Source organism: Polynucleobacter sp. VK25, from assembly GCF_018687355.1.
Lineage (GTDB): Bacteria > Pseudomonadota > Gammaproteobacteria > Burkholderiales > Burkholderiaceae > Polynucleobacter.
Genome location: NZ_CP061288.1, coordinates 1498921 through 1517483, shown reverse-complemented (window position 1 = coordinate 1517483; position 18563 = coordinate 1498921). Strand labels below are relative to the sequence as shown.

At 45.9% G+C, this 18563-nt stretch carries 23 protein-coding genes and 1 other RNA gene; 11 read left to right on the top strand and 13 right to left on the bottom strand.

Translation table 11 applies throughout. From position 1 onward, the window contains the following. Positions 1 to 13: 13 nt before the first annotated feature. Positions 14 to 466 carry a cytochrome c gene (locus tag AOC21_RS07630; RefSeq protein WP_215391404.1) on the bottom strand — a complete coding sequence of 151 codons (453 nt, stop codon included), beginning with the start codon at positions 464 to 466 and terminating at the stop codon, positions 14 to 16. Positions 467 to 530: 64 nt separating this feature from the next. Next, entirely contained in the window at positions 531 to 1193 is a 663-nt protein-coding gene (locus tag AOC21_RS07625; RefSeq protein WP_215391403.1) for a site-2 protease family protein, read from the bottom strand. A gap of 28 nt (positions 1194 to 1221) precedes the next feature. Between AOC21_RS07625 and AOC21_RS07620 the strand changes: the two genes are divergently transcribed. The 4 genes from AOC21_RS07620 to crcB are packed head-to-tail and all read left to right on the top strand — an operon-like array spanning position 1222 to position 2748. Then, positions 1222 to 1389, top strand: a complete 168-nt coding sequence (locus AOC21_RS07620) for a hypothetical protein (RefSeq protein WP_215391402.1) — start codon at positions 1222 to 1224, stop codon at positions 1387 to 1389. 44 nt (positions 1390 to 1433) lie between these two features. Further along, positions 1434 to 1571, top strand: a complete 138-nt coding sequence (locus tag AOC21_RS07615) for a hypothetical protein (RefSeq protein ID WP_169709848.1) — start codon at positions 1434 to 1436, stop codon at positions 1569 to 1571. A 9-nt stretch (positions 1572 to 1580) separates the two neighbouring features. Continuing rightward, on the top strand, positions 1581 to 2360 hold the full coding sequence (gene ygiD / locus AOC21_RS07610; protein ID WP_215391401.1) for a 4,5-DOPA dioxygenase extradiol: 780 nt from the start codon (positions 1581 to 1583) through the stop codon (positions 2358 to 2360). Between the two features lie 10 nt (positions 2361 to 2370). Next, positions 2371 to 2748 (top strand): fluoride efflux transporter CrcB, encoded by a 378-nt coding sequence (gene crcB, locus AOC21_RS07605; RefSeq protein ID WP_215391400.1) that lies wholly within the window; start codon positions 2371 to 2373, stop codon positions 2746 to 2748. 43 nt (positions 2749 to 2791) lie between these two features. Here crcB and AOC21_RS07600 read toward each other — a convergent pair whose 3' ends face one another. The 7 genes from AOC21_RS07600 to AOC21_RS07570 form a co-directional block, all read right to left on the bottom strand. After that, the gene (locus AOC21_RS07600) at positions 2792 to 3769 is read right to left on the bottom strand and encodes a tripartite tricarboxylate transporter substrate binding protein (RefSeq protein WP_215391399.1); all 978 of its coding nucleotides are present in this window, start codon (positions 3767 to 3769) and stop codon (positions 2792 to 2794) included. Positions 3770 to 3787: 18 nt separating this feature from the next. Continuing rightward, positions 3788 to 4372: a chromate transporter gene (locus tag AOC21_RS07595; RefSeq protein WP_251371482.1), complete on the bottom strand. Its 585-nt coding sequence runs from the start codon at positions 4370 to 4372 to the stop codon at positions 3788 to 3790. Next, positions 4309 to 4857, bottom strand: coding sequence for a chromate transporter (locus AOC21_RS07590; protein WP_215391398.1), 549 nt, complete (start codon positions 4855 to 4857; stop codon positions 4309 to 4311). The genes AOC21_RS07595 and AOC21_RS07590 overlap by 64 nt, the downstream gene beginning before the upstream one ends. Positions 4858 to 4877: 20 nt before the next feature. Beyond that, positions 4878 to 5855 carry a D-2-hydroxyacid dehydrogenase family protein gene (locus tag AOC21_RS07585; RefSeq protein ID WP_215391397.1) on the bottom strand — a complete coding sequence of 326 codons (978 nt, stop codon included), beginning with the start codon at positions 5853 to 5855 and terminating at the stop codon, positions 4878 to 4880. A gap of 25 nt (positions 5856 to 5880) precedes the next feature. After that, positions 5881 to 7254, bottom strand: a complete 1374-nt coding sequence (locus AOC21_RS07580) for an MmgE/PrpD family protein (RefSeq protein ID WP_215391396.1) — start codon at positions 7252 to 7254, stop codon at positions 5881 to 5883. Between the two features lie 53 nt (positions 7255 to 7307). Beyond that, complete coding sequence (locus AOC21_RS07575; RefSeq protein ID WP_251371481.1) at positions 7308 to 8312, bottom strand: tripartite tricarboxylate transporter substrate binding protein; 1005 nt, start codon at positions 8310 to 8312, stop codon at positions 7308 to 7310. Positions 8313 to 8388: 76 nt separating this feature from the next. Further along, positions 8389 to 9165: a sulfurtransferase gene (locus AOC21_RS07570; RefSeq protein WP_215391395.1), complete on the bottom strand. Its 777-nt coding sequence runs from the start codon at positions 9163 to 9165 to the stop codon at positions 8389 to 8391. Positions 9166 to 9253: 88 nt separating this feature from the next. Here AOC21_RS07570 and AOC21_RS07565 point away from each other — a divergent pair, with 88 nt between their 5' ends. From AOC21_RS07565 to AOC21_RS07535, 7 genes are all read left to right on the top strand, one after another. Next, a complete protein-coding gene (locus tag AOC21_RS07565; RefSeq protein ID WP_215391394.1) occupies positions 9254 to 10267 on the top strand; it encodes a tripartite tricarboxylate transporter substrate binding protein in 1014 nt (337 codons plus the stop codon). Between the two features lie 35 nt (positions 10268 to 10302). Next, positions 10303 to 10854, top strand: coding sequence for a carboxymuconolactone decarboxylase family protein (locus tag AOC21_RS07560; RefSeq protein WP_215391393.1), 552 nt, complete (start codon positions 10303 to 10305; stop codon positions 10852 to 10854). Positions 10855 to 10888: 34 nt separating this feature from the next. Further along, a complete protein-coding gene (locus tag AOC21_RS07555; protein ID WP_215391392.1) occupies positions 10889 to 11743 on the top strand; it encodes a pirin family protein in 855 nt (284 codons plus the stop codon). After that, the gene (locus tag AOC21_RS07550; RefSeq protein ID WP_215391391.1) at positions 11744 to 12916 is read left to right on the top strand and encodes a class I SAM-dependent methyltransferase; all 1173 of its coding nucleotides are present in this window, start codon (positions 11744 to 11746) and stop codon (positions 12914 to 12916) included. Between the two features lie 232 nt (positions 12917 to 13148). Then, positions 13149 to 13640 (top strand): energy transducer TonB, encoded by a 492-nt coding sequence (locus AOC21_RS07545; RefSeq protein ID WP_215391390.1) that lies wholly within the window; start codon positions 13149 to 13151, stop codon positions 13638 to 13640. A gap of 3 nt (positions 13641 to 13643) precedes the next feature. Next, entirely contained in the window at positions 13644 to 13823 is a 180-nt protein-coding gene (gene hemP, locus AOC21_RS10155) for a hemin uptake protein HemP (RefSeq protein ID WP_251371480.1), read from the top strand. Between the two features lie 84 nt (positions 13824 to 13907). Beyond that, on the top strand, positions 13908 to 15986 hold the full coding sequence (locus AOC21_RS07535) for a TonB-dependent receptor domain-containing protein (protein ID WP_215391389.1): 2079 nt from the start codon (positions 13908 to 13910) through the stop codon (positions 15984 to 15986). A gap of 79 nt (positions 15987 to 16065) precedes the next feature. Here AOC21_RS07535 and ssrA read toward each other — a convergent pair. From ssrA to ompA, 4 genes are all read right to left on the bottom strand, one after another. Continuing rightward, positions 16066 to 16424: a transfer-messenger RNA gene (gene ssrA, locus AOC21_RS07530) on the bottom strand. Between the two features lie 65 nt (positions 16425 to 16489). Next, positions 16490 to 17170, bottom strand: a complete 681-nt coding sequence (locus tag AOC21_RS07525) for an HAD family hydrolase (RefSeq protein WP_215391388.1) — start codon at positions 17168 to 17170, stop codon at positions 16490 to 16492. Between the two features lie 7 nt (positions 17171 to 17177). Further along, a complete protein-coding gene (ubiG, locus tag AOC21_RS07520; RefSeq protein ID WP_215391387.1) occupies positions 17178 to 17867 on the bottom strand; it encodes a bifunctional 2-polyprenyl-6-hydroxyphenol methylase/3-demethylubiquinol 3-O-methyltransferase UbiG in 690 nt (229 codons plus the stop codon). A gap of 96 nt (positions 17868 to 17963) precedes the next feature. After that, the gene (gene ompA / locus AOC21_RS07515) at positions 17964 to 18536 is read right to left on the bottom strand and encodes an outer membrane protein OmpA (protein WP_215391386.1); all 573 of its coding nucleotides are present in this window, start codon (positions 18534 to 18536) and stop codon (positions 17964 to 17966) included. Positions 18537 to 18563: the final 27 nt, after the last annotated feature.

Genomic DNA, 18563 nt, shown 5'->3' with positions numbered 1-18563 from the left:
ATAAAAAAATCACTTATTTCTTTTTGAAATCATCATGGCAGCCTTTGCAGGTTGCTCCTGCTGCGCCAAACGTCTTCTTAATACTTTCTTGATCGCCAGACTGAGCGGCCTTATTTAAATCTGCCACAGCCAACTGCATTTTGTCAGCAGCGGCTTTGAATTTTGCGTTGTCTGACCAAACCTCAGGTTTTGCTTTGCCGCCTTCAGTACCGGGACCAAATGCTTGCCACGGCAAAGTAGACATCATGGCAACAATAGCTGCATTCTTCGCAACTTCATCCTTGTTGTAGGGGGCTTCACCCTTCACAACGGCACCAATTTTCCCGAAAGAATTTGCCATTACCGTAAATACGCTTTGACGATATTTAATAGCGTCTTCTGGTTTTTGGAATTGAGCAAATGCGAGACCTGCGCCAATAGTCAAAACAGTTGCGGTACTTGCTAGAACAAATTTCTGTAGTTTCATGATAGTTCTCCATTAATCAGGTGAGCTGCGTTGCTTCAGCATATCCCAGAACAGCATTTCTCGCTTAAAAAATCATCCTTAAGGGAGTCATCAGAAGATTAATGATTCCTAAAAAGAAGTTGCTGAGGGGCTCCATCCATAAAGATCCAATGATTCCTGTAAAGACCAGGCCAAGCACGATGAAGAATCCCCATGGTTCGAGCCGCCCAAGCGCAATCGATTGACGGGCCGGGAGCAGGCCGGCCAAAATTCTGCCGCCATCGAGTGGCGGTAGTGGGAAGAGGTTAAATACCAATAGGCCGATATTCCACATCACGCCTGCTTTTGCCATGGAGGTCAGAAAAGGCTCGTCTATTCCAACCCCTTGGACGAGTACCCAAAAGATTGCCCAAATAACCGCCTGTATAAAGTTAGATCCCGGTCCTGCTAGGGCAACCCAAATCGAGTCAATTCTCGGATTTCTGAGACGACCAAAATTAACCGGTACAGGCTTGGCATACCCCACTAAAAAGGGTGATCCAGTCAGAATTAACACCAGCGGAATCAAGATTGTGCCAACAGGGTCTATATGTTTGGCTGGGTTGAGGCTCACCCGACCCAGCATATAGGCAGTGTTATCGCCAAATTTGCGGGCCGCGTAACCATGGGCCGCCTCATGGATAGTGATGGCAAAAATCAAGGGAATCGCATTAATGGCGACAGCTTGGATAGAATAGTCAGTAATCATGGCAATATGATATCCATAGGAGCTCAAAGTGACTGACGAAAAGAAACCTGATTCAAAAACCCCAGTAAAAGCGGTGGCAGCTAAGCCGCCCGCACGTCCACCCGTCCCAAAAGGACCCGCAGGCCCAGCTGGAAGGCCTCAGGCAGGCTTTGGCGGGGGAAAAGGCATGATGCGCAAGGCCGGACGCGGTCGATAGTGGATAATTACCCTATTCAATAATGTGTTTACAGAGGATTTAGCATGAACGAATGGCATAACGAATCTAAAGAAGAAATCAACAAAAAGATCATTACCTTGGTCGTCATGTTGGCAGCAGCTACAAGCTTGGCTATTTTGTTTGCATTGGTTGCAGCTCATACAGGTTACGTATTCGGTTAATCGGCATTAATGACTAGCCATCGCCAACCTGCAGTATTTGCTGGCCATGGCAGTCCAATGTATGCCATAGAGCCCAATCGCTACTCAGCAGCATGGACGGCTCTCGGAAAATCGTTAAAGCGCCCTGACGCTATCTTGGTCATTTCAGCGCACTGGGTAACTCGAGGCACTTGGGTTACTGCAATGCCTAAACCAAAAACCATTCACGACTTTGGCGGATTCCCGCAAGCACTCTTTGATATTCAATACCCAGCACCAGGTAGTCCTGCGTTAGCAGATCGCGTACAAGAGTTATTGAATATTCCTGTGGTGCTCGAAGAAAATGAGTGGGGTATCGATCACGGCGCTTGGTCTGTTCTCAAATATATGTACCCAGATGCAAATGTACCGGTGGTGCAGTTAAGTCTTGATGGGTCTATGTCAGCGCGTCAGCACTATGAGCTGGCGAAGCAGTTAAGTCCGCTGCGAGATGAAAATATCTTGATCCTATCTAGCGGTAATGTTGTGCATAACTTGCGTACTATTCATTGGCAAGCAGGTTCTGAGCCTTATCCTTGGGCAATAGAATTTAATGATTTTTTTGCTTCAGAAATTCACGCTAATCATCATGATGCTTTAATTGATTGGGAGCGTTATGGTGATGCTGCACATCTTTCTATCCCGACTGCTGAACACTATTGGCCGGCTTTGTATACCTTAGCTTTGCAGCGAGAGGGTGAGCGGGCAACAGTTTTTACAAATGGCATTGAGATGAGTTCCATCAGCATGCTGGGTTTTTCAATTCAATAAAGAGCAGACTATGTGGCTACCTATCTTTGCAATTTTCTTTGGTGCGGGCTTCGGTGCTTTATTAAGAGCGGGCTTTAATTTCATGACCGTAGGCGTTACCTCGTCACTGCCTTTGGGAACTTTTATATCGAATATGGTCGGCGGATACTTGATCGGTATTGCAGTTGCGTTCTTTGGCAACAACCCCCATCTTTCTCCTGAATGGAAGCTTTTAGTGGTTACTGGCTTTTTGGGAGGTCTTACTACCTTCTCGAGTTTTTCAGCTGAGGTAGTCGGTTTTATGCAGCGCGGTGAATTTACCTGGGCTTTAGGTACAGCACTACTGAATCTAGTTGGCTCACTGGTATTAACCTTCTTGGGTATCTTGACATACCAAGCGCTTAAATAAAAAAGGGAGCATTAGCTCCCTTTGTCTTTCTGTGCCTACATTTTTATTCTGGTTTGATGTTAGCTGTTTTAACAACAGCACTCCATTTTTGGGATTCTGCTTTGATTAAAGCAGCGAACTCAGCTGGACTTCCGCCACCAATTTCATTTCCTTGTGACAGCATCAGTTCGCGTAATTGAGGATCTTTAAGCGCCTCATTTGCAGCGGCATTTAATTTATCAATAATCGCTTTTGGCGTTCCGTTGGGCGCGATCAAACCTTGCCAGTTCAGCACTTCAACCTTTGGGTAGCCAACTTCAGTAAAGCTTGGTACGTTTGGCAGTAGTGGTGAGCGCTTCTTGCTAGTAATTGCAATCGGACGCAATTTATCTGCCTTGATACTCGGCATTGCAGAATACATTTGATCAAACATCATCGTTACGTTTCCAGCCATGAGGTCAGTTAATCCTGCGGAGCCACTCTTATAAGGAACGTGAATCATTTCAATGCCAGCATTCTGCTCAAAGATTTCAGCAGAGAGTTGATGGCTGCCACCAATACCACCTGATGAGAAAGTGAGCGCACCCGGCTTGGCTTTAGCGGCCGCAACGATATCTTGCACTGTTTTGTAGGGCGAGCTAGGGTTGACTACCAATACCAGCGGTCCTTTTTCAACGAGAACAATCGGCGTGAGATCTGTTTCTGGGTCATAACGTAAATTACCAAAGAGGGTTTTGTTGACTGCCATTGGCGCAAAGTTCCCCATACCAATGGTGTAGCCATCTGGCGCAGCTCGAGAAATATATTCAGTACCAATATTGCCGCCAGCACCAGGCTTGTTATCCACAATGATCGGTTGCTTGAGAATGACGCTCATCTTTTGAGCAATTTGACGACTACGTGAGTCTGCGCCACCACCAGCGCCGTAGGGCACGATGAAGTTAATGGGTTTGTTTGGGTAATTGCTTTGTGCAAAAGACGTATTGCAGAAAATAGAGAGAAAGCTTGCTATGAAGACGGTGATGTATTGAATTAGTCGCATATCTTTTCCATGAGGCGTTTAAATAAATCCTAGAACACCCAAAATTCCCCCAATAGCTATTAGGTAGAGTGGGTGCCAGCGTGTGAATAAGGTAATCGCAATTGTGCTAAAGGTCAATAAATAAGCAGCAATACCCGTATTAATCTGGAGGGCGATTATCCAGGCCGCAGATAAGATCAAGCCAACCGCTAAAGCGCCAGCAGCCGATTCAATCATTTTTTGTTTTTGAATATCCTGCATGCCTAAGATGAAGCGCTGCAAGAAATAGATCATGATTGAGGAGGGCCAGGCAATAGCCAGGGTAGCAACGATTGCTCCGATAACGCCCCCTACCTTCCAGCCAATGAGTGTTACGGTCATCAGGTTGGGCCCGGGAGAGGCTTGTGCAATTGCAAAGTAATCGGCAAAGGTTTGGCTATTAAGCCAATGCTCTTGATTTACTGATAGATCATAGAGTATGGGTAGGAGTGCATTGATGCCACCAAACGCTACTAAGGAAAAAGCGGATAGCTTGAGAAACAGACTAAGGAGGGTGCCGATCACTTTTTCACCTTCTTCCATGCCAGAAAGAATGCCAGTGGTGAGGCAAGCAATACTACCCAACCAAGACCTAAGTGAAAATAGGTCGCTGCCAATATTGTCAAGAAAATCACGGAGAGCATGGGCGGGTAATTTAGTTCGGCGCGCATCATCTTGAAGCCTGTGCTTGCAATAAGACCGACTCCAACCGCGGAGATGCCTCTGAGTAATCCTTGAACGACGGGCATATAGCTGTAGTGGTCATACAAAATACCGAGCAGTATGACTAGGGTTAAGGGGGCCAGCAATAAGCCTAGTACTGCTGCGAATGCACCGGGTACACCAGCAAAGCGACTACCCACACAAACACCCAGATTCACAATATTAGGTCCGGGGACAATTTGGCAGATCCCAAGCATGGCGTTAAATTCTTCGGGCGTGAGCCATTTTTCTTGTTCAACAATGGTACGTCGTGCCCAAGGTAGTACGCCACCAAATCCAGATATCCCAATTTTGCTAAACCCAATAAAGAGCTGCTTGGGGGTAAGTGTCTTGGGTTGATTGGACATCAATATATTGTTCTGAAATATTACTGAGGCTTAAAAGGATGTGGCACGGGTTTATTTTCTAACCAAGCTTCAAGGGTTTCGGTAATCCCTTTGGAGAACGTTGCAAAAATAGGTTCTGCAATAAATCCAAGATGCGGCGTTACCAAAAGATTTGGGGTATTACGAAGCATATCTTTTTCTGGCAGAGGTTCTACATCAAAGACATCCACCGCTGCTTGACCAGGCCTGCCTTCAGCCAATGCCTTTTGTAGATCAGGCATGTTGATTAATGCGGCGCGTGAAGTGTTTACGAGGATTGAATCTGGGCGCATGAGCGCCAATTGATCTGCACTAATGAGACCCTTGGTGCCAGGGCCGGCTACCAGGTGCATAGACACTACTTTAGAAGTTTTTAGGAGCTCATCCAGGCTAACTGCTTTTGCATTTTCAGCAGCAGCACGTTCGGGAGTCATGCGAGGACTCCATGCAACTACTTCCATACCAAAGGCCGCGCCAACGCGGGCTACGCGACTACCAATAGCGCCTAGGCCCATGATCCCTAAACGTTCGCCAGAGAGCATTGGTAAAACTGACATGGCATCACGCCAGCCCCCTGAGGCAATCAATTTATTCTCTTCAATGAGGCGCTTGGAGGCGCCCAAAATGAGAGCCCAAGTCAGTTCGGCGGTTGTTTCTTTTGAGGGGCCGCCAGGTGTGCAGCCCATCGGAATACCCCTGGAAACCAAGGCTGATGCTTCAAGGGTGCCATTGCGCTCACCAGTAAACATTAAAAACTTGAGTTTAGGTAGGCGTGCAATCATCGCCTCATTAAATGGGGAGCGATCTCTCACTATCGCAATAGCATCTGCATCTTTTACAGCTTCATACAGAGCCTCATCACGCAAAGGCTCGTGATGAATAGCGAGATTTGCTTGTTTCTCTAACTTATCCCAGTTAGAGAAACGGCGCAGTGCACGCTCATAGTCACCAAGAACAACGATATTTGGTAATGAAGCCATAGATGGAAAAAACTTTCGGATGAAATTAGTCTGGAGTGCAAAGGCTGAGAATTTGCTTGAGATCTGGTGCCTGTCCAAGTTTCCACAGCGCAGAAATCAGTTGACGAGTTTTCTCTTTGCCTATGATAGGTTCTGCCAGGCTAGTGAACTTTTGTTCCAAGTTGGCATCGCTCATTGGGTTCTCAACAGAGCCAATCGCATTCTTCACGAAAATATGCACTTCTTTGCCATTCTTTAGGAAGGCTGTAACGTCAACGGATGCTTCACTAATGGAGGTATCCGTAGTGGCATTAACCTTGGCGCGCAAAGCTACAACATCAGGGCGGTTTACGATGTCATCGGCATACTCGCCTTCGCCGGCTTGACCAAAAATCAACCCTACAGCGCAGCCGTGATACACGCTGAACTTGCCTTCTAAACCATCTTTAGGTGTTTTCTTGCCAGTGAGTTCAAGTACTAGTGGGTGAACACGTAGCTCAATGCGTTCTACATCTTCTGCATTAACGCCTTGGGCGCGTAATTGTGCGCAGGCATCAATCGCTGGGTGAATCACGATGCCACAAGCAAAAGGCTTGTAGGTATTTAAGGAGATTTCGAAAGACTTTCCTAATGCACGATCAATTTCTGACCAATCGCATTTAGTGGATACTGTCTGCATATAGCCACGACCAGCCTCAAGAGCTTTAGGACTCGCAGTAAAACCATGTTTTGCTAGCAACGCAGAAAGTTGTCCTGCACGGGCAGCCCCACCTGGATGAAAGGGTTTGGTCATGGTGCCAAATTGCTCACGCATACCAACGGGTTGTGAGGCGGCAATACCTAGAGCCATTGTTGTCTTTTGAAGATCAAGACCCATAAGTCGTGAGCATGCAGCTGCAGAGCCGAGCATGCCGGTTGATCCAGTGATGTGCCATCCGCGATGGTAGTGGTCTGGATACATCGCATTACCAACACGGCAGGCAACATCAATTCCGAGAACAAGGGAGTCAATTATTTGACGACCATTGGCGCCAATGTGTTCACCCAACGCTAGGATTGCCGATGCTACTGGACCTGCTGGATGAATCACGGTCTTGAGGTGGGTGTCATCAAAGTCAAAAGTATGTGAGCTAATGCCGTTAATCAGCGCAGCGCCACCCATATCCACTTTGTCTTTACGACCAAGAATGCTAGCTTGTGCCGCAGGTTGAAATTCACGGATAGCGGCCAATGAAGATTCGACACTCTCATGATTTGCTGCGCCGATAGCGCAACCAAGCCAGTTTAAGAAAGTACGATGTGCTTCATGCTCAACCTCTGGAGTCCAGCCCTGACTTGGATGAGCGTTAACAAACTCTGCCAATATTTTAGTAACTGGTGGTGCGTTGAGATCGGCTGCAGCGGTAATAGCATGAGACATATAAAAGATCCTATGAATAAGTGTGAGTATTTTTAAATAAGTGGGTTTGAAAATTAATCGATTTCAATATTGCGGTCTTTGGCAACCTTGGCCCAGCGTGCAATATCTTCTTTGATGTAATTGGTAAATTGAGGAGGCGTCATTGGCATCAATGTCATCGCTTCATTCGTCATTTTTTCTGAGAAGTCGGGTAATGCAAGAACTTTATTGAGTTCAGCATTGAGCTTGGCAACGATAGCGGGTGGTAAGTTAGCTGGACCAACCAAGCCATACCATTGCTGGCCATCAAAGCCGTTATAGCCCAATTCTTTAAAGGTGGGAATATTGGGTGCAGCTGAACTCCGCTTAGAGCCAGTGACTGCAAGGCCGCGTACACGGTTGGTGTTGATGTAAGGCAGCGCTGCAAATAGGGTGGGGAACATTGCCTGAGTTTGACCAGCCAACAAGTCGGTATATGCAGGGCCCACGCCACGATAGGGCACATGGACCATAAATATTCCTGCAGCTAACTTCAGTTGCTCCATCCCCAGGTGAGTAAGCGTTCCGGGGCCAGCGGAACCGTAGCTTAATTTAGCGGGATTCTTTTTTGCGTAATCGACAAACTCTTTAAAGTTTTTGATTGGTAGATCAGGGTTAATGATCAGAACATTGGGTGTTGCGCCAATCATCCCGATAGGGGTGAAATCTTTAATAGCGTCATAAGGGAGCTTGCGGACGGCAGGGTTTGTGCCATGCGTCCCAACATACGCAACCATGAGGGTGTAACCATCGGCCGGTGCTTTAGCAGTTGCTTGTGATGCAATAGAGCCACCACCACCACCCATATTTTCTACAACGACTGTTTGACCAATTGAGCGGGAGAGTTTCTCCGCAACAGCACGCGCAATATTATCGAGTCCGCCACCAGCAGCAACTGGTGCAATCAGTTTGATAGGTTTAACGGGATAGGCTGGTACTGCACTTTGTGCATGTGCGTTAAGGTGAATTGCCATTCCCAGAAATGTAAAGAGAAGGGATGATAAAAAAATCGGCTTTTGCCGATTAATCGTATTAGACATGTCTCGAGTCCGAATTGTTGTTGTTTGTTAGTTTTGTACTGCCTGGTAATTTTACTATTTAAGCCCCCAACCTCGCTCAGGAAGCGTTGGCTTTGAGCTTTTTCCGAATAGATTGCTCTACAGGGATGGAATCGAGGCTGGGCTCTAGGGCTTCGCGCTCATCAAAGACAAAGCAACTGCCTTGGTAATGGGCAGATCCAACCTCTTCAAAATACTTCAAAATCCCGCCTTCTAGCTGGTAGCTATGCTGCATACCAATTTCCCGCATATACAAACCTGACTTTTCACAGCGAATGCCACCTGTACAAAAGCTGACTAGTGTTTTATCTGCTAATTCATCTTTGTGGGCGGAAATAGCGGCGGGAAACTCGGTGAACTTTTCAATATTGAAATGCAAGGCATTTTCAAAGGTGCCGTAGTCAACTTCAAAAGCATTGCGTGTATCCACCATCACCACGGGGCGACCTAAATCATCAGTTCCTCGATCTAACCACTCTTGCAATTTTTTTGGACTAATAAAATTAGCGCGACCTTCCTCTGGGCGAATCGCTGGGTGATTCATGCGGATGATTTCATTTTTCAGCTTAATCAGCATTTTTTTGAAAGGCTGATCCTCTGACCAGCTTTCCTTCGCCTGAAGTGGGGCAAAACGAGCATCGGTACGTAGCCAATCTAGGAAACCGCGCAGCTCCTCTGTTTTGCCGGCAAGAAACATATTGATGCCTTCGCCAGTCAATAAGATGGTGCCCTTCAGCTGGCGAGCATTGCATTCATCCAGCATTTTGGCGCGCAGCTCTGGCAAGCCATCTAGGCTGACAAATAAATATGCTGCAATATTTAGAATCGACTTCATTTTTCTCTCACTGGGCTACAACAGCATTATCGGACAAATAGGCTGCGGGAGTGTTAATCTTGAGTTCTTATTGATAGGAGACAAATCCATGCAGGATTTAGCAAAAATGGCTAAAAGAGCCTTTAAAAACAGCCTCTTAGCCACTTTGATGGTCTTGGGCGTTAGCAGTTTTGCTTTGGCACAAAATGCAGGTGTTGGCACATGGCCAACCCAAAAGCCAATTCGTTTGATTGCCGTATTTCCGCCGGGTGGTTCGGTAGACCAGGTTGCCCGTGTATTAGCGCCAGCATTGCAGTCAGAGTTAAAGCAAAACGTCATTGTTGAGAACGTTGGCGGAGCATCAGGTGTGATTGGTACTTCAGCGATGACGCGCTCAGATCCAGATGGCTATACCTTCGCTGTGGTGTTTGATACACACGGTGTTAATCCAAGTCTCAAAGATAAGCTTCCCTACGACTCGATTAAAGATATTGCGCCTGTCATTTTGGTGGGTACATCACCGATGGTCTTGGTTGCTAGTAAGAAGTCAGGCATCACCAGCTTCAAGCAGTTGGTAGACCTTTCTAAAACAGGCAAGCAATTTAGTTATGGCTCTATCGGCATTGGAAGTCTCGGACACTTAGCAATGGCCCGGCTTGCTAAACAAGCTGGCTTTGATTGGAATCACATTCCGTATCGTGGCGGCGGACCTTTGATGCAAGATGCATTGGGTGGCCAGGTTGAGTTGGCAGTAGGCTCAGAATTTTTGGTCAAGCCGCATATTGATAGTGGCGGCGTAATTCCATTGGTTATTACTACAGCAAAAAGATCACCATCCTTGCCTAATGTGCCAACGATTGCTGAAAGTGGCTTCCCGGGCTTTAGTGCTCCAGCATGGTGGGCAGTATTGGCTCCAGGCAAAACGCCTCCAGCGGTAGTAGATGCGATGAATAAGGCTTTAAATAAGGCCTTGAAAACACCAGCAGTAGCTGAAAAGTTTAAGGCTCAAGGAATTCAAATTGTTGGAGGAACACCTGTAGCCGCTCAAGATTTCATTGGCAAGCAGATTGGCATCTGGGGTAAGTTTGTTATTGAAAACAACATTAAAGAAACTGCTCAGTAAGAGACGTTAATAAGCAGTATTAATAAAAGGTATTTATGTCAGAACGTTTAATTCCGTATCAGCCAATGGATTTGGCAGAGCCAGCTGAGTTAGTTGCCGCCATTCGCAAGAGGCGCGGCGGTCAGTTCATTAATTTGGACCGCATGCTTTTGCATAGCATTCCTATCGCAGAAGGTTGGAATCATTTCATTGGCGAGATTCGCAATAATCTTTCTTTGAATCCTAAGTTGCGTGAGCTGGCAATGTGTGGGGTGGCTGTCCTCAATGGTGCTGAGTATGAATTCTTTCACCATGCGCCTCCATTTAAAAAGGCTGGCGGTACTGAAGAGCAGGTGCAAGGTTTACGTTTAATTGGTCAACCCAATTTCCCTAAGAATCTGTACTCTCCGGTAGAAAACGATGCTGCTGAACTGACTTTTCAGATGACGCGCAATATCAAAGTAGATCCTGAGTTGATGAAGCGTCTGCAAAAATCACTGGGCAGTACTGATACGGTTGAGTTGGTAACAGTGATTGCTGCATACAACATGGTTTCTCGTTTCTTGATTGCGCTTGATGTTAATCCTGAAGATCATCCTCCAGCTTAAAGACAAACCAAGTTAAACCAAAGCATTCATACACATGATCCGTAATATTCAAACCATCATTCCTGGCATTGCCACTTCTGATGGTGCGGGTGTCAAATTACGTCGCAGTCTTGGGGGTCAGAATCAAGTCAGGCTAGATCCCTTTTTGATGCTGGATGAGTTTTCTTCAAATGATCCGAATGACTATGTTGCGGGCTTTCCGGCCCACCCTCATCGGGGTTTTGAGACTGTGACCTATATGCTTGAAGGTCATATGCTGCATGAGGATCATTTGGGTAATCAAGGACATCTCAAAACGGGTGGTGTGCAGTGGATGACGGCAGGGCGCGGCATTATTCACTCTGAGATGCCTCAGCAAGTGAGCGGTGCCATGCGCGGCTTTCAGTTGTGGATTAACTTGCCATCTCAAGAAAAGATGAAGCCTGCTGGGTATAAAGATATTCAGGTTGAGGATATTCCAAAAATTGCTCTAGCCAACGGCGGTTCGGTAAAGGTGATCGCTGGAACATACAAGCAAAATGACAAAGAGTTGCAAGGTCCGATTCAGGGGATTACCACTGCACCATTATTTCTTGATGTGCATTTACCACCTAATGCCGAATTCGAACATAGCGTTCCCAAAGAGCTTAATGCCTTTGTTTATATCTATGAGGGCGAGCTAGAGCTTGGTGGTCCCATGAGGGAAGTGCCAAAGCAGGCTGCGATTGTGCTTGGAGATGGTGATCTTCTGAAAGCGAAGGCAGGCTCCGCAGGGGCGCAATTTATTGTTCTAGCCGCTTTACCACTCCATGAGCCCATTGTTCAATATGGTCCCTTTGTAATGAATACCCGTGCGGAGATTGAGCAGGCTATCGATGATTATCAAAACAATCGTTTTGTGGTTTCTTAGGTGACTCAATCTGCAAGCCTTCAATGGGAAGAGGGTGGACAAGTTTGTTCAGCTCGGTGGCATTCCGAAAATGGCATAGCGCCTCATAAAAAAATACAGATCGCAGATGACACTCTGACGGCCGATATTGCTTACCGCTTAGCTTGTGAAGGTACGGCAATGCTTTACAAGGGTGATTTTCAGAATGCAAGACAACTGTTGCAAGCTTTGGCAAGAAGGGTTGATAAGCCTTCCAAGAAATCCGCTAGATCCGATAGGGTTGCAAAAGATAAAGTCAAAAGCCCGCTAGATACATTCAATTTGCATCGCCTGGCTCAGTCACAGCGTGCCCGTATTTTGGGAATGATTTTGATAGAGATAAATGGGGATCACAGCATTCCATTAAGACGTGCTCCCAATGTTGCTCAAGCCTGTTTAGAGGCCTATGGAGAGCAGACTGCGCCTTACGTTATCTCACTGCGTGAGTTGCTTGGCGTCATTAGTGCCCATGAGTGGCGTAAGACAGGTGTTCAAGTGCTAACTAGGGGTGATGAAGAGGTTCGTATTCATCCTCACTATGGTGTTTTCTCTCCAGTGCGCAGTGAATATATTGATTTGGTTCTGAAAGCCCCGCTGCCAGAAGCTATAAAACAAAACTCTGTGGCTTTTGATGTTGGAACGGGCACGGGCGTTCTGGCTGTTGTTTTAGCTCTGCGAGATATTCAGCAAATTATTGCAACCGATTTAAATGATCGAGCCATTGCCTGCGCCCGAGACAATATGAATCAACTGGGCCTCAATACACAGATTGAAATACAGAAAGCCAATCTTTTTCCAGAAGGTAGGGCTGCACTCATTGTTTGCAATCCTCCATGGCTTCCAGCAAGGCCAAGCTCCTCACTAGAGCATGGGGTATATGATCCTGAGAGCCAAATGCTGAAGGGTTTCTTGAGTGGATTAAAAAATCACCTACTTCCAAATGGTGAAGGTTGGCTTATTTTGTCTGACTTGGCCGAGCACTTACGTTTGCGAACTAGGCAAGAGCTGCTTGATTGGATTGAGCAGGCTGACCTAAAAGTTATTGCACGCTTAGATACGAAGCCGACACATCCAAAAGCATTTGATAAAACAGATGCATTGCATGCTGCGCGATCTAAAGAGATCACCTCACTTTGGCGTTTGACCTCAAAGTAGTAACACACACAATAGCCCTACAAGTCCCGTCCCCATTGGGATCATGGTTGTTTATCTAGAATAGCGTCCTTAAAATCACTGAGAGCAATAGACGACTTACTACAAGCTTTATCGGTAAGTTCACTTAAGTTTTTCTCATTTATCTTTATAAGGAAGTGGCTTGCACTGTAGTATGTTATCTAGAAATGCCTTGCTGATTTCAGGAGTGGTAGCTTCTCATCTATTGGTTTTAATGAGTCTCCTATATGGATCTTTTGGTGGAGGGCAATCATCCGTACCGGGGGTACTCGCGCTCAATCTGGTGGGTGAGAGAGCAACATCCTCTTTGCTAGAAAAGTCCATCACACTTAAAAAGAATTCATCTTCAAGCAAAGAAAGTCTCAGTTCTATCCAAGCAGATGGGTCTTCATCTCCTGTTGGGACTCAGAGCGCTAGTCATTTGATGGGGCATGCAGCTAGGCAGCCTCTATATAGCCCTAAGCCCCATTACCCTTTGGCCAGCAGGAAACTTCGCGAGCAGGGTTTAGTGGTGGTGAAACTCTGCGTGAATGAACAAGGCATTGTCGGCGAGGTTGGCGTTTCTAAAAGCTCAGGCTTTCATGGTTTAGATCAATCAGCCTTAAGAACTCTGGCGCAGTGGAGATTTAATCCATTGGCCCCCAATTCCGGCAATCTTTCCTTGCAGTGCTTTCAGACTCCCGTTCAATTTACCTTGGAGGGATAGCTTTTGAGCGAGAAAAGTACTTCAAATTTTGAATCTCTCAACGCCGAATCCACTCATTTTTTACCCAAAGTAATTTCTAGTGAGGTCTTATTGGGTCAGATGAAGCAGATTTGCATTCTGCATGATGGGTATGTATATCAATTGCGCATCACCAAATTAGGAAAGCTCATTTTGACTAAGTAGAAATTAAATCAGTTACTAGCCAGCAAGAGCATTTTCATATGCATATAGCCAGCGATTTTTTGTTGTTATCACTGGAGATGGTATATGAAGCATCAAGAAGTTTTTTGTTCTCGAAACAGGCTTGCCTGGATTTCATCATTTGCTTTACTTTATGGGAGTGCATTTTCAAACTGGGTTAAAGCACAAGATATTGAATTACCAAGAATTGATATCGTTGGCCGTGAGGAAAATGCCCTTAGTAAAATTCCAGGAACGGTTGATGTCATCAATCAGAAGAGGATGGAGGAGTTGCAGCCTCAGTCCTTGCAGGACGTCTTAAAGACGATCCCCGGCGTCAATATTCGTGGTGATGAAGGCGGCCTGGGATCCATTCCAAATATTGGTATTCGAGGTTTAAATCCGAGTCGTAGTTCAAAAGTATTGCTACTAGAGGATGGCGCTCCAATCCAGCCAAGCCTATTTATCTCAAATGCCTCTTATTACAGCCCGCCAGTTGAACGCATTGGTGGAATTGAGGTATTGAAGGGTGCATCAGGTCTGAAATATGGCCCATCCAATATTGGCGGGGTTGTTAATTACCTCAGTAAAACTCCCTCTAATGGTTTTAAATTAACCGGCAAAGTAGGAAATTACGGTTACCGTTTGGCAGAGATTGAGGCGGGCGGAAAATCGTCTTCGAATGGTGCGGTTGGTGGGATTAACTTCATTCAATCTGAGTCTAACGGGTATCAAGATAATGGCTTCAAGATGTATGACGTCTTAATGAAGGGCGGAATAGAAGTTGCCCAGAATCAATGGTTAAGTCTGAAATACACCCATTACGATAACAATATCAATACCTCTTATGTTGGGTTACGCCCTGCTCAGTACAGCAATGGCATGAAAGCAAATCCAGCACCCAATGATCGCTTTATCACTCAACGAAACGCTGTGGACATCAATCACTCGATCGATATTGATCAGGACACCAAAATCAATACCTTGCTGTACTGGAGTAAGTTATCTCGAGACTATTGGCGGCAAAGTATTGTGAAACGCACTCAAGATACTACCGTTTTCAAGCCCTGTAATCTGGGTTCAGACTGCTTAGTTGGTCGTAATCGTGAGTTTCAAATGTTGGGTTTGGATTCTCGATTAAGTCATGCCTATAAGGCTTTCGGGATAGCGAATGAGGCTGAGTTTGGTATTCGCTTGCATACTGAATCTCAAATCAATCAGTTGGTGAACTCTAAAACAACAGCTTACTCCGGTCGAGTTTCATTTAATGAGGATAACAAAGCAAACTCACTTGCAATGTACGCCCAGAATCGTTTCTTGCTAACGAAAGACTTTGCCTTGATACCAGGGGTGCGTGTTGAAAGTTACAACCAAACTCGTTCGAATGTCATTACTAATAAAAGTGGCAGCACTAAGAATGTAGAGACTATTCCGCAGATTGGCGCAACTTGGCAAGTAGTGCCGCAAGCCCAGGTATATGGCAGCCTCTACAAAGGATTTGCGCCCGCACAATTAGCTACTGCGATTGACGACAAGGGAGTTGATCAACAGTTGTCACCAGAGCGGTCAACTAATATGGAGCTTGGATTGCGCGGTCGATCGGGCGGATTTTCTTATGATTCAGCAGTGTTTAGTATGAACTTTAGTAACCAAATTGTGAATCAGAGTTTGGCTGCTGGGATCTCTAAAGCCAATGGCGGGAAAAGTTTGCATCAGGGGGCTGAGCTTGCATTGGGATATCAGTTTGACCATGGCTGGGGAATTAACGGCAATGCCACCTATATCCCAGTGGCGAAATTTGTGGGTACTAATTCCTTGGGGCGGGATGGTAACCGTATTCCCTATACCCCAAAGCTGTCTTCAAACTTGGGTGTTAGTTATGAAAGGAATAGCTTTAATACCTTAGTAAGCCTCAATTATGTATCTACTCAATATGCTGATTCTGCAAATACAGTAATAGAGAATGAGATCGGAACTTTAGGCGAGGTCCCCTCATACGTTACGGTAAATTGGAGTGCCAACTATGCCATCAATAAAGATTGGAAAGTATTTGGAGTGATTAATAATCTATTTGATAAGAGATATATATCTAGCCGCAGTCCGGATGGAATCTTTGCTGGTGCACCACTTAATTTTCAGGCTGGCATGAGCTATCACTTTAATTAATGCTCATCATGCAATGATTTTTTGAGAAAAGAAAAACGCCACCGTTGTAGGTGGCGTTTGACTATTACATACTTCAAAATGGTGGAGTCGGCGGGAATCGAACCCGCGTCCGCAAATCCTCCACAACAAGTTCTACATACTTAGTCATATCATTTGATTTAATCAGCTAAGCACGGACTGACACGTTCTTCGCTGACGATCCACTAAATTTTCGAATCATTCCCCGTGACATGAAATGATCTTATCTCTTGTAAATGACCCTGATCTAGCTTGCGCTAGCTGACCCAAGAGAGAATCAGTTCAGGGGCAACCGCAATTAAGCGGCTAGTGCGAAACGTTCGTCGTTTGCAGTTAAAACATTCCCATTGATTTACGAGATAACGGGTCCTCGGTATGCCCTTGATGCTTTGTAATCCACGTCGAAACCATGTCGACCCCGGAGTTCATGCATAGGAAACCCTATTTTAAGGCCGTCGACCTTAAATTGCTCAATATCTTTTGGTCTATTCCCTGTTGGGAAAGATGATTTGCATTAAATCGAGTGGAGTATTAACGATGTAATCCGCTCCCCAGGCCTCAGGAGGCTCTTTGCAGCCACAGTAACCATAAGCCGCTGCCACTGTCTTCATCCCAGCCGCTTTACCAGCGAGAACGTCTCTAATGTCGTCCCCAACATAAATTGATTTTGTTGGATCGATATTGGTAGATCTGGCTGCATGCAAAATGGGCTCTGGATGCGGCTTTGAGTAGGGTGTTGTATCGCCAGAAACGGTAGAAACGGCTCGCTGGCGCAGACCCATGAGATCTGTCAGGGGGTTGGTAAAGCGCTCACTTTTGTTGGTAATAATTCCCCAGGGAAGCTTTGCTTGATCCATTTGATCGAGTAAATGACCAATTCCATCAAACAATTTACTGTCCACCAGCAGAGCCTTTTCATAATTACTGAAAAATTCATCACGCAATGCGATGAAGTCTTCATGATCAGGGGCAATACCAAAGGCGCCCTCCAGTAATCCACGGGCACCAGCTGATGCATAGGGGCGTAGAAACTCGTAAGGTTTAGGTGCTAGATTTCGTGCAACCAGTAATTTATTGGTTGCTGCGACTAAATCGGGTGCTGTGTCAGCTAATGTGCCATCTAAATCAAAAAAGATTCCGGCATAAGGACTGGAAAGATTACTCACTGTTCAATTACTTTCGTACGGCAATCATGTAGTTAACATCCACATCTTCACCTAGGCTGTATACCTGCGTGAGTGGGTTGTAGCTCATACCTTTCATGCCGAGCATCTCTAAGCCTGCATGGCGAGTAAAGGCTACTAACTCAGAAGGCTTGATGAATTTAGCGTATTCGTGGGTGCCTTTAGGGAGTAATTTCAGGATGTATTCAGCGCCAATAATGGCAAATAAGTAGGACTTAGGGTTGCGATTGAGGGTGCTGAAAAATAAAGTACCACCAGGTTTGCAAAGCTTCGCGCAGGCTCGCACCACTGATGCAGGATCGGGAACGTGCTCGAGCATTTCCATGCAGGTCACCACATCGTATTGTTCTGGTTGCTCGTCAGCCAGGTCTTCTGCTGAGATGGAGCGGTAAGTCAGATTTGCACCTACTTCCAATGCATGCAATTCAGCAACCTTGAGGGCTTTTTCGGATAAATCGATGCCGGTGGTGTCTGCACCTGACTGGGAAATGGATTCTGCCAAGATGCCGCCGCCACAACCAATATCAACTACCTTCTTGCCTTCTAAATTGACAAAGGATTTGATCCAATTGAGTCGTAGCGGATTGATGGCGTGTAAAGGCTTGAATTCGCTATTAGGATCCCACCAGCGATGGGCTAGGGCGCTAAATTTGGCGATTTCTGACTGGTCGACGTTCATATGAGTTGGCTATTGGTGAGGCTATTAGGGAAGTCTATGAATATAGCGGAAATAAAAAAGCCCGCTAGAAGCGGGCTTTTTTACAAGTAAAGTGAATTACTTAGCTGCTGTACCAACAACTTCGATGTCAGTACGGCGGTTCTTAGCGCGGCCTTCAGCAGTTGCATTTGATGCAACTGGATTGCTCTTGCCTTTTGATTCTGTGTAGATGCGGCTACCGTCAACACCTTTGCTTGTCAGGTAAGTCTTAACTGACTGAGCACGACGCTGACCGAGGGCCATGTTGTATGCATCTGTACCAACGCTGTCAGTGTTACCAACAGCAATGATTACTTCTAACTTGATTTTCTTCAAGTCAGCAGCGATCTTGTCCAAAGTAGCTTTACCTTCTGGTTTTAAGTCAGACTTGTTGAAGTCATAAAGTGTGTCAGCTTGCAAAGTAATTTTGCTTTGGCTAACGCCAGAAGCAGCAGGAGCAGCAGTCAAAGCACCGTCACAACCTTTAGCTGCAGTTGCAGGAGTCCAGTTGTTATCGCGCCAGCACAATGTGCCATCGCCGTTTTTCCAGTTTAGGGCGCCATCGCCGTTTTGCCAGTTATCAGAAGCCATTGCTGCAGAAGCAGAAACGGTAATAACAGAAGCGAGCAACACTCTTAGGGTTTTGTTCATTTTTAGTCCTCAAAAATCTCTTTTTTA

Coding starts and splice junctions, on each gene's coding strand:
- AOC21_RS07630 (WP_215391404.1), bottom strand. CDS start 466: ATGAAACTACAGAAATTTGTTCTAGCAAGTACCGCAACTGTTTTGACT.
- AOC21_RS07625 (WP_215391403.1), bottom strand. CDS start 1,193: ATGATTACTGACTATTCTATCCAAGCTGTCGCCATTAATGCGATTCCC.
- AOC21_RS07615 (WP_169709848.1), top strand. CDS start 1,434: ATGAACGAATGGCATAACGAATCTAAAGAAGAAATCAACAAAAAGATC.
- ygiD (WP_215391401.1), top strand. CDS start 1,581: ATGACTAGCCATCGCCAACCTGCAGTATTTGCTGGCCATGGCAGTCCA.
- crcB (WP_215391400.1), top strand. CDS start 2,371: ATGTGGCTACCTATCTTTGCAATTTTCTTTGGTGCGGGCTTCGGTGCT.
- AOC21_RS07600 (WP_215391399.1), bottom strand. CDS start 3,769: ATGCGACTAATTCAATACATCACCGTCTTCATAGCAAGCTTTCTCTCT.
- AOC21_RS07590 (WP_215391398.1), bottom strand. CDS start 4,857: ATGTCCAATCAACCCAAGACACTTACCCCCAAGCAGCTCTTTATTGGG.
- AOC21_RS07585 (WP_215391397.1), bottom strand. CDS start 5,855: ATGGCTTCATTACCAAATATCGTTGTTCTTGGTGACTATGAGCGTGCA.
- AOC21_RS07580 (WP_215391396.1), bottom strand. CDS start 7,254: ATGTCTCATGCTATTACCGCTGCAGCCGATCTCAACGCACCACCAGTT.
- AOC21_RS07575 (WP_251371481.1), bottom strand. CDS start 8,312: ATGTCTAATACGATTAATCGGCAAAAGCCGATTTTTTTATCATCCCTT.
- AOC21_RS07570 (WP_215391395.1), bottom strand. CDS start 9,165: ATGAAGTCGATTCTAAATATTGCAGCATATTTATTTGTCAGCCTAGAT.
- AOC21_RS07565 (WP_215391394.1), top strand. CDS start 9,254: ATGCAGGATTTAGCAAAAATGGCTAAAAGAGCCTTTAAAAACAGCCTC.
- AOC21_RS07560 (WP_215391393.1), top strand. CDS start 10,303: ATGTCAGAACGTTTAATTCCGTATCAGCCAATGGATTTGGCAGAGCCA.
- AOC21_RS07555 (WP_215391392.1), top strand. CDS start 10,889: ATGATCCGTAATATTCAAACCATCATTCCTGGCATTGCCACTTCTGAT.
- AOC21_RS07545 (WP_215391390.1), top strand. CDS start 13,149: ATGAGTCTCCTATATGGATCTTTTGGTGGAGGGCAATCATCCGTACCG.
- AOC21_RS07535 (WP_215391389.1), top strand. CDS start 13,908: ATGAAGCATCAAGAAGTTTTTTGTTCTCGAAACAGGCTTGCCTGGATT.
- ubiG (WP_215391387.1), bottom strand. CDS start 17,867: ATGAACGTCGACCAGTCAGAAATCGCCAAATTTAGCGCCCTAGCCCAT.
- ompA (WP_215391386.1), bottom strand. CDS start 18,536: ATGAACAAAACCCTAAGAGTGTTGCTCGCTTCTGTTATTACCGTTTCT.